The 9682-nt window shown below is 54.3% G+C and carries 5 protein-coding genes and 1 tRNA gene; 2 read left to right on the top strand and 4 right to left on the bottom strand.

Going from position 1 to position 9682, the window contains the following annotated elements; translation table 11 throughout:
- Positions 1–210: 210 nt before the first annotated feature.
- Together L1069_RS22885 and L1069_RS22890 are read left to right on the top strand one after the other, a co-directional pair.
- Positions 211–4065, top strand: a complete 3855-nt coding sequence (locus tag L1069_RS22885; RefSeq protein ID WP_237457177.1) for a hypothetical protein — start codon at positions 211–213, stop codon at positions 4063–4065.
- Positions 4066–4301: 236 nt separating this feature from the next.
- The gene (locus L1069_RS22890) at positions 4302–4991 is read left to right on the top strand and encodes a hypothetical protein (RefSeq protein WP_237457178.1); all 690 of its coding nucleotides are present in this window, start codon (positions 4302–4304) and stop codon (positions 4989–4991) included.
- A 234-nt stretch (positions 4992–5225) separates the two neighbouring features.
- Here L1069_RS22890 and L1069_RS22895 read toward each other — a convergent pair whose 3' ends face one another.
- The 4 genes from L1069_RS22895 to L1069_RS22910 all read right to left on the bottom strand — a co-directional run bounded on the left by L1069_RS22895 (position 5226) and on the right by L1069_RS22910 (position 9601).
- Positions 5226–5699: a GNAT family N-acetyltransferase gene (locus tag L1069_RS22895; RefSeq protein WP_237457179.1), complete on the bottom strand. Its 474-nt coding sequence runs from the start codon at positions 5697–5699 to the stop codon at positions 5226–5228.
- 225 nt (positions 5700–5924) lie between these two features.
- The gene (locus L1069_RS22900; RefSeq protein WP_237457180.1) at positions 5925–7283 is read right to left on the bottom strand and encodes an MATE family efflux transporter; all 1359 of its coding nucleotides are present in this window, start codon (positions 7281–7283) and stop codon (positions 5925–5927) included.
- A gap of 526 nt (positions 7284–7809) precedes the next feature.
- Complete coding sequence (locus tag L1069_RS22905) at positions 7810–9369, bottom strand: TniQ family protein (protein ID WP_237457181.1); 1560 nt, start codon at positions 9367–9369, stop codon at positions 7810–7812.
- A gap of 155 nt (positions 9370–9524) precedes the next feature.
- Positions 9525–9601: transfer RNA gene (locus tag L1069_RS22910), tRNA-Arg, on the bottom strand.
- Between the last annotated feature and the right edge of the window lie 81 nt (positions 9602–9682).

Raw genomic sequence — 9682 nt, forward strand, 5'->3', positions numbered from 1 at the left:
AAAGCGGAAGTTCGCTGCACTCACAAACACTGCAGTCTGCCCGCTAAAGAGCTGACGTTCGAAGCCGCTGCGGTTTTCGTTCGGCTGAAAGCTAGGTGCTAGTGATCGGTAAATGAACCTTTTGCCCCAGTAGTGTGCTCGTCGCCTGTATGGCTAGATGTTGTTGCTACTTTATGTTAGACCACCAACCCGTTGTATTGGAATGGTGAGATGGCGATTTTTGATATCGAAAAGGATGACTTGCTGCGGCTGTCCGACACTCTGTTGGAAGAGTTGATTGCAAGGCTGGCCGAAGCAGAGGTCGCCGCACGTGGACATAGCCCTTCGAGTGTCAGTTGGTCGGGCTCGATCAAAGCGCCTGACGATGGCATCGACATACATGTGCAGGTGAACGCCCCCAAACTGGACACAGGCTTCATTAGCCGCCCAGATACGATCCTTCAGTCCAAGAAGGACTCGATGCCGAAATCCGCGATCACAGCGGAGATGACGAAAGACGGCGAACTTAATCCAACTATATCAAACCAGGCGAAGATCGGCGGCAGCTACATCATTGTGAGTCTCGCTGATGATTGTTCGCCACCGATGAAGAAGGATCGCCTCGATGCCTTGCGGGCGGCTGTAGCCAATGATCCCAACAATGAGAACATCCACCTCGATTTCTTCGACCGTTCCAAGCTGGTTCAATGGGTTCGCCAGCACCCGTCGGTGTTGCTGTGGTTGAAAGGCAAGCTCGGTCAAGGCTATTCGGGATGGCAGCCCTATGGAGCCTGGAGCAACCCTCCAAAGGGATCACCCGACACTCTCATCTCTGCCCCAGGTATCATCGTCCAAGTGCCGACGGAGCGAGGTCAGGAGCTTTCAATCGAGGACGCCATAGAACCTATGCGGCGTTTGATCCGCACCTCAAACAAGGCGATCCGCATCACGGGGCTTTCAGGTGTTGGTAAGACACGAATTGTCCAAGCACTCTTTGACGAAACTGTAGGTAACGATCCACTCGATAGGACCGTCGCCGTCTACGTGGACACCGGACAAGACCCTGATCCCTCAGCATCCGCTATGCTTGACCGACTGATTTCCGAGGGGCGTCGCGCGGTGATGATCCTCGACAATTGCCCATCTGATCTGCATTCGGCTTTGGCAAGCAAGGTGTCGGCTGCAAGTGGTGATGTCAGCCTGATCACGGTTGAATACGATATAAGAGACGACAAACCGCAAACCACTGAAGTGATCCACATAGAGGCGAACGGACCGGAAGTCGCCGAAGAACTTCTGATGCGCCGTTTTCCCGAAATTGGTCAGGGAAACGCACGGCGCGTCGCCGAGTTTGCCGATGGCAATTCCAGGGTAGCCTTGGCAATCGCAGAAAGAGTTGAACAGGGTGAGGGCCTCGCCCAATTGTCAGACGCAGAATTGTTCGACCGTCTCTTCCAACAGCGGAAGGGAGATGATGGTGACCTTCGCGAACAGGCCGAGACTCTGTCTTTGGTATATTCGTTTTCGGTTTCAGATCTAGAAGTCGGTCAGAACGAACTGGAAGTCTTGGGCTCGATTTCGGGGCACTCAAAGGCTCAATTGTTCAAAGCCACCAAGAAGCTGGCGGAACGACATGTCGTGCAAAAGAGAGGCCATTGGAGGGCGATATTGCCCCATGCAGTCGCAAACAGGTTGGCAGGCTCTGCGTTAGAAAGCATCCCCGTTGAGACCCTGAGATCGTCATTTGAAGCGCAAGGAAACAGTCGCCTTCTGATGTCGTTCGCTCACAGGCTTGGCTTGATGCATGATCACCCTGTTGCCAGTGAGATTGTTGAGGCATGGCTGCAACCTGATGGCCTTCTGGGCCGTATTTCCGACCTCGATGAGAATGGATCGAGGATACTGGACTACATTGGGCCCGTCGCACCAGATGCGCTGCTTGATCGGATTGAAGCCGAACTCACCTCTCCAGACTTTCAGGGTATGGAACCTAAGCATAATCCCCGCAGGACCACGATTCTCAACCTAATTCAATCTTTGGCCTACGAGGCCCATGCCTTTGACCGCTGCGTGTCACTTCTGATCCGCGTTGCGGACTATGAAGATGAAAACAACAACTATGATGCGGTAAGAGACAAGATTTCTGGCTTTTTTCAGCCATATCTTTCAGGCACTCATGCATCCCTGGCGCAACGCCTCGCCATCGTAGAAGAGTGCCTGAGTTCCGAAGATGTGGGACGGCGTTCCTTGGGTCTGAAGCTTCTTTCAACGGCGCTGGATGGACCACCATGGACGGGCTTTGGTCTGAACGAGTTTGGGGCAAGGCCGAGGGATTATGGATACCGCCCCAACCATGAGCAACTCGTGGAGTGGCGCACTGCTTACATTGATCTGGCAGTGCGGCTTGCAAATTCTGATGACGAGGACATCAAGAGCCGTGCACGGCAGGTCCTGGCGAATGAATTTCGCAGTCTTTGGCATCAGGAAGCAATGAGGGATAAACTGGTCGAAGCAGCGCTGGCGATCAATGATCACGAGCCGTGGGGAGCAGGCTGGAAGGCCGTTCGTTCGATCATCTATTTCGACCACACGAGGGAGAAGGGTGAAGCTGAGCCGGAACCACTTCCCCAAGAACTGGCAGACCTTGATCGGGACCTGGAGCCTTGCGACCTAATCGCAAAGATCAAAACATTCGTGCTTGGCAAAGGACATGATTACTGGGCACTTGACGACGAGTTCGACGACAGCAGCGACGACAAATACCGCGCGGCTGAGGACCGGTTGGCTGCAAAGGCAACAGACTTGGGTGAGAGCTTTGCAGCATCAGACCATACCCTCGATGAGTTAGGGGCTGACTTGTTCTCAAACGACTGGATGCCCTATCGCAGAGCGTTCGGTGTCGGCCTTGCTAAGGGGGGCCACAATTATCGTGAAGGTTGGCAAGGCTTGCTGGAACACCTCGCTAATTCATCCGGTTCGCACCACGATTTTGCGGTGATCGGCGGCTTCATCGAAGAGGTGGCTGCAAACGACAACGGACTTTCAAGAGAACTCTTGGATGAATGCGCAGAACACACAGAACTTCAAAATGTCCTTGTGGGCTTGCATCCATGGAATGACTTCACAGAGAGCGATCTGGATCGGTGCATGGCCCTGCTCGACGATGAAGAAACTCGGACTTGGATGTTCGGACCTATCCTTTGGCGGGATAACTATGCACACCTACCGTCCAAACGTTTGTTGGAGCTTGCGCAGAAGCTACTGAAGAAGTCGGGCGGCGACGACACTTTGCTTGAAGCGCTCAGTATGAAGCTGCACGGGGAGGACCCTGCGGTCGATACGTTGGGGCCTGAACTGAGAAACCTTGGTTTGAAGGCGGCCACCAAATCACTGTTGTCGGATCATAGCGACCCTGGTGGCAGCAAAGATTATCGCATGGAAAATGTCATCCAGGCCGCACTTGTCTTCGACGGCAATGACGCCGAAAAGACAGAGTGGTTGGATACAATATTCTCTGTTGTGGACGTGCGTTACGGCTACATTCATTCGTTCGAGAAAGCGATTGAAACTACAGCAGGGCTGATGCCCAAGGCATTTCTGAATCGTGTTTTCCAGGGGACAGAGGATCAGCAGAGTCGACGCACCTTCTTCATTCGTCACGGGGGCATTCGGCGCTGCCCGCTCTCCAAGATCGATGTGGCCGACCTGATTGAGTGGTGTCAGCAACGGAACGAAGCGGATGTCTGGGGTTTGGTCGCGTCAGGTATCAGGCTTTGGGAGAAAGGCGATGGGAATAGGGATGGCTCTTCCATAACGTCATCCGCTGTTGGGTTTCTTGAAGCCGCCCCAGAGCACGAACCAGTCCTTCACGCCTACGCGGATCGTGTCACCCCATCGTCGTGGTCTGGGAGCCGTGCAGACGTCATGCAGCCCAGGGCCGATGCCATTGCCGCACTGTCGCAGCATAAACGGGAAGAGATAACCAAGGCCGCTAAGTCGGTGTCAGCGCGACTGGCCATGGAAATCGAACGAGAACGCGTGCGTGACAGACAAAGAGATGAAGAACGCGAACAGCGATTCGAGTGATATCTCGCACGAAGCCCTGCGGATTCTCTGTGGAATGTGGGCGTGAGGGGTTACAAAGCGTTCTGTTTCACCAAATGGCGGCAAAGTGGGCTGCCCGCGTCATCCGAGCAGGGTGCTGAGAGTCCGGCATGGGCCGGTCAAAAAAGAGTCTGAAGAGAGAAGGATGCAGTTTGCCCTGCCTAAATTGCGGAAAACCCAAGACCATAGAAGCACATCTGATCCCCAAAGCATTCGTAATGGAGGTGAAAGCTGATCGCGGTGAGCAACACTTGATTGTTCACAAGGGCAACCCTCATCCGAAGGTTAGCCATACTGGCGTCTACGACAAAGATATTTTGTGCGGGGATTGTGACAACATACTTGGGCGCTATGAATCCTACGCATTTGACCTCTTTCGGAAAATCCGTACGCAACCTGTCAGCGCAGGGAAGATCATAAGCGTGGACGGCGTGGACGGAGATATGCTGGTACGTTTTGCCTCAGGCATTGCTTGGAAATATGCTGTCACAATTCCCGACAGGGGACGTATCGACATCGGCCCTTACAAAGATATCCTTAGGATGGTCGCGCTCAGTGGCGGACAAATTCCCAATGCTATTGATGTCACGATTGCGCGTATCATCGAACTTGATGGCGACGTCTATTACTATCGCACGCCCATGCCAGACAGGAAGAAAGGAGTGAACGTCGTAAGGTTTTGTCTTGGCGGATTTCTCATCTTGCTCAAAATCGACAAACGGCCACCGGGTAATTGGCTGCCGGAGAAATGTTGGTTGCGAGGGCGCGAAAAAGGAGCCTTTGTGACTCTCCCAGCCGAATATGTCGAAGAGGCAACCCTGCATGCAGAGCTCGCGAACCAGACACCTGTGCGTCGATTTTTCGGAAAGATGCGAGAGCGCTCAGCCCGGAATTCAAAGCAAGGTTGATGTGTTTTGAAAGCCACCGTTTTTCGGATGTTGCGCGCCAGCTCGAATGGCTGGTCTGGGGTAGCTGCACTGCAGCGGAGGATGACAAAACGAGTGTCTCCTTTGGGCCGTCCTCAACGCCTAGCCGGAACCTAATCGGCTGGATGCTGCGCTGCTTCCGGTGACCGTGAAGACCCCAGAGTACCGAATGCTGCGCACCGCATGAATGTCGGGAAGCGAAGCGCAGTTTACCATTCAGAACACCTTTTCAAGAATGGCGATATCAATTGGCGGAAGGGTTTTTTCTCGCCCCGAAAACACGCCGTCTCCTACCTTTGCAAAACCCCATCTCTGGTAGAATGGAACCGCGTTAAGCGTCGCCTCAATTTTGACTTTTCCGCTTTTGTTGGGAAGGGCATCCTCAAGAGCGCGCTGCATCAGGCCAGCGCCAACACCTAAACCCGTATGGTCGGCATCTACGAAGAGGCGAACTACCTCTCCGGCCTCACCATGTGCAAAGCCAATTGGTTTGCCGTCCAGTTCCGCGATCCAGATAACCTCTCCAGCGCAATCCTCATGATAGTCACCTGCGACGCGGCCGGCCATCCATGTGTCAACAACTTCCTGACTATAAGGTGTGGGAGCCAACCGAGAAACTGAGCGCGAAACGAGTTCGAAAACCGTTTGTGCATCCGTGGAATTTGAACGCCGATATGAGACATTGGTCATTTGATGTCATCCTTGTTGTGGAATGATTTTGAGCAGGAGTCCGACTTCTTCGGAAACTTCAAGCAGATAGAATTTCAAGGTTTTTCGAAAGGTCCGTGTGAAAAATGCGCCTCTGTTTCGGCGTCGACGTTACCTGCTTAGGTGAACATCATTATTGCCATTTTTATTCCTTTCATCAGATGCTTATTGCGATCGGGGTACCGCTCTACGCGCCTTGGCAGCAGTTCAGGATTCGTACAAACGAGGGTTCTTTGGGAGGATGAGACGGTTCCACAGCAGGCCGAGAACAAGGGTCGCTAGCAGGAAACCGAGTACAAGACCGTGCCAGATTGAGACCGGCATAGGATCTTGTTGCCCGAGCCAGAAGACTTGCACCGGGACCGCAAAGAACCAGTAGCAAATAAGCACAACAGTCGCTGATCTGGCTGTCACCCCAACACCTCGTAGACTGCCCAGCAGGACCATAAGCACAAGGCTGAAGATCAGTGAGGGCAAAGACCAGCGGGTAAAGGCATACAGCAGGGCCGTCACCGCTTCGAATTCAGGGCCTCCCACGTCAAAAAAGACCAGAGCCAGGACAGGCCGCGCCAGAAGAGCAAGACCAACAATCGGCACGAAGAGCAGCAGGGCTGCGTGAAGGATCTGCGATAGCTCGCGCCTTGCGGTTTCCTGGTTAAGATCACCGATAGACGCAAAGCGGATGGCTGCAAAATCTCCGAAACCCAGGGCAAAGAGCACCAAAACCTCGCTAATTTGCATGGCGGCGCTGTGGGCCGCGACAGCCTGCGTACCGAACTGGGCCATCAACACCAAGGAGAGACTCAGGAAGCCGATCGTCAACATGATGGTTATCCCGGCAGGTAGACCGGTTCTAAGAATTTCAAACCCGACACGCATTTTTTTTCGGGCGTCCCTAAACAGGTGGCGGCCAACCTGTGCGAAACCATCGACATGCCTGCTGCAGGAAAGACCAATTACCGCCGCACCAAGGGTGGAGGAGATCACTGTTGCCCAACCCGCGCCAGTCAGCCCCTGTGCCGGGGCGCCGAAATGACCGAAGATCAGCACATAGTTCGCAGTGATGTTGGTTCCGAACTGGATCAGCGCTCCATACAACACCAGAATTTCCTTTTCCTCGAAGGCCAACAGTTCCCAGAAGACGATGAAGAGTAGGTTCGGAAGCAACGCAATGCCCAGCAGGATGACATAGGAATGGGCGCTGTCCGAAACCGACCAGTTCTTAAGAAAAGAGCCCAGAACCCAATTGGCCTGAGCAAGCATGGTTAAGCCGACAAGCGCATAGAACACGACCAGAAAGAGGATCACCGAGAGCGCTCCGATGTGCGGTTTGCCCGCCCCCTTTTCCCGATGGTTGCGGCCGTAGATTGGGCTGAAGCCAAAAACGATGCCCTCACCCAGCACCAGTATAACCAGATAGACCTGCATCATGACGCTTCCTTCGGCCATCTCCGAAAGATCGTGGTGTCCCAGCATGGCCATGTCGGTAAAGACCAATGCGGCCAGAGACATGTTTGCCAGACTCAGCGGAAGCGCCCGGCGATAAATTTTGAAAAGATTGTTCATTTGAAATTGTCCGATATTGCCCTGAAAAGCGAAAAGTATCCGCCCCGGGGTTCTCCGGGTTGGATGCTAGGTTTGCATGGGCATCAGGAGCGGCACGAAGCCGAGCGCGGATATCAGACGCGGGTAAGCTTCACTTTGGCAAAATGCAGCCCAAAGGCGTCTCTACCGAAAGGCTTTTCTCGTGAAAGAAGCGTCTGATCAACCCCGCAAACCATTCTGCGGGGCCAAGACAGGTCCACGGGTTCGGTCGTGATAACGTTTGAAATGCATCCAACCCTCCCTGATCTATATGGACAGCGTGAATGTACCCCGGAATGTTCCCTTGTCAACGAGTTGCAGCTCCTGGGTGGAAGGGCCACAAGAGTATTCCCTGCCATTGGAGCGATGCGCAGCGAATGCTCACTTTGTCCGGCGAACTGTGAATTCGAGCAGGCAAAGATTATTGCAGCGCAGCGAAAGTCCGGTCTGACGGGCCGCACTGCGGCGAGCACTGTCATGGATGAACGGCAGGAATGGGCCGAGAAGGTCATTTTTCGGTTGTTACGTCGGCACTCACATCCTCGCGCCAGTAGATCCGGCTTAGATCATGGGGCATCGCCAACAGGGCCACGTTGGCATTTCTAAGTTTCATCGAAAATGCACCTTGTGGGCGCTCCGTGATCTCGGCGAGATCGCCCAAAGAAATGAAGCTCTTCTGAAACTGCGCCAGACTATCAGCGGTGACAACAGTCGCCCCTCGGCGGTAGAGCTCTGAGGTATCCACCCCGCACAGCATTCCATGCTGGATCAAATACCCTACTGTTTTGACCGTCACTCTTAACTGCCGGGCGGCGTCACCGACGGAAAGGCCGCTCTCTCCCGACGCCCTAGCGTTATCGGCACCATATACGCTACTTTCAGCTTTTTCATGCGAACTCTGCCCGGCCCGAAAGAACTTCTTCTCACGCTCGTAGGCGTCGAGCATTTGCTGGGTTACAAAATTCATCGGTACGATACCGCCACCAGCGTCACGCGTTGCGAGACCTCGGCAAATCAGGTCTTCGGCATTGCGCTTGGCGAACCCAGTCAGCGAAAGCGACTTCTGTGGGTTCGAAGAAGCTGTTCCTTCCGAAGGCACGCCCAGCACCAGCACTCCTTTTCTGACGGAAAAATTGCCGAAGACGTGTCGCCGCACAACGTCACGAAGGGGCTCGAACTCATCGCCGAGGCTCCGGCTTTTCAGCCACGCAATCCAGGGGCCAAAGAGTCGGCAGAAGAACCTGCTGTCCGCGCCGTCCTCGCGAGCCAAAGCTGCAAGACAGTCGGAAAGAGCTGCAGGGCCGTCTTTCAGTACGTGGTAGCCCAAGACACCATATTTCCTCCAGTCTGACTCACTGTGCCCCGCCAGCACAGCATCTGGCCCCATTGCAATACGCAGGCCCAGCACCTCGCATGCGCGAGACGTCACGTTGAGTTCAAGACGGTCGATCCATCGGTCTCCCCGCCCGCTCAGGATGCGGTTCGTGAGGTACGCCTCGAAAGGGCTGGAATTTGCCTGGACCACCGGCTGATCCAAAATCCAACCGTGGTGTTTTTGCAGCTGCGCCGCGAAGTCTCTGGCGTTCTTGTTGAATTTCTCGGCTGGAAGGCATGCGAGCATGCTGCTGTGTTTAGGGCAGCTCCGGATAGACGAGAATTTCCACTGGAGGCGACGCGGCACACGCCAGGACTCTGCTGCTGACGGCATTTCGGTCCGTATGCACTCCGGGCAGACGCGGATGCGCGAGCGCTGAAAGCTCTGAAGAGAGGCAAATTCATCCCGAAGTCGAAAATGGCCCTTACCGAGGTGGCGGATAGAAACCCGCTCCAGTGCGGTCACGTCACACCCTGCCAGCTGAGCCAATTGCTTGATTGCTACCTTCTCTCCACGAAAGAGCGGGTCGATCGGAAAGGCAATGTCGCCGCAAAACCTCTGCATCGAAATGGCGCCGTTCCTGGCCGCAAGCCGCGACAACAAGGAAGTTGCCGGCTCGCTTGCGGCATGTGACACCGTCAGCGGCAACTGCGGAAAGTTCGTTCCGGGAGTGGCAGGTAAGCTTTTGACCAAGCGAGGCTTCCGAGATCAGACAAAGGCTGGAATGGCCGGATCTTACGATCACCAACTCAACTGAGCAACGTCGCTATGATTTCAGGAAATTGCGCCGAGTGGGTCAGTAATCTGTCACAAAAATCGGTTTTGCTTGGCATCTGACAAGGGTATAATGGCGGACCGAGGAGGATTCGAACCCCCGACCCCTTGATTCGTAGTCAAGTACTCTATCCAGCTGAGCTATCGGTCCACTGCCGTGGGGTGTAATCATAGCGCTGGAGAGTCGCAACCCCTAAAGAGATCAATGCACGTATTTCTTGCCTGGTTCACG

Origin of the sequence: Leisingera sp. MMG026 (assembly GCF_021654205.1) — a bacterium.
Classification (GTDB): domain Bacteria; phylum Pseudomonadota; class Alphaproteobacteria; order Rhodobacterales; family Rhodobacteraceae; genus Leisingera.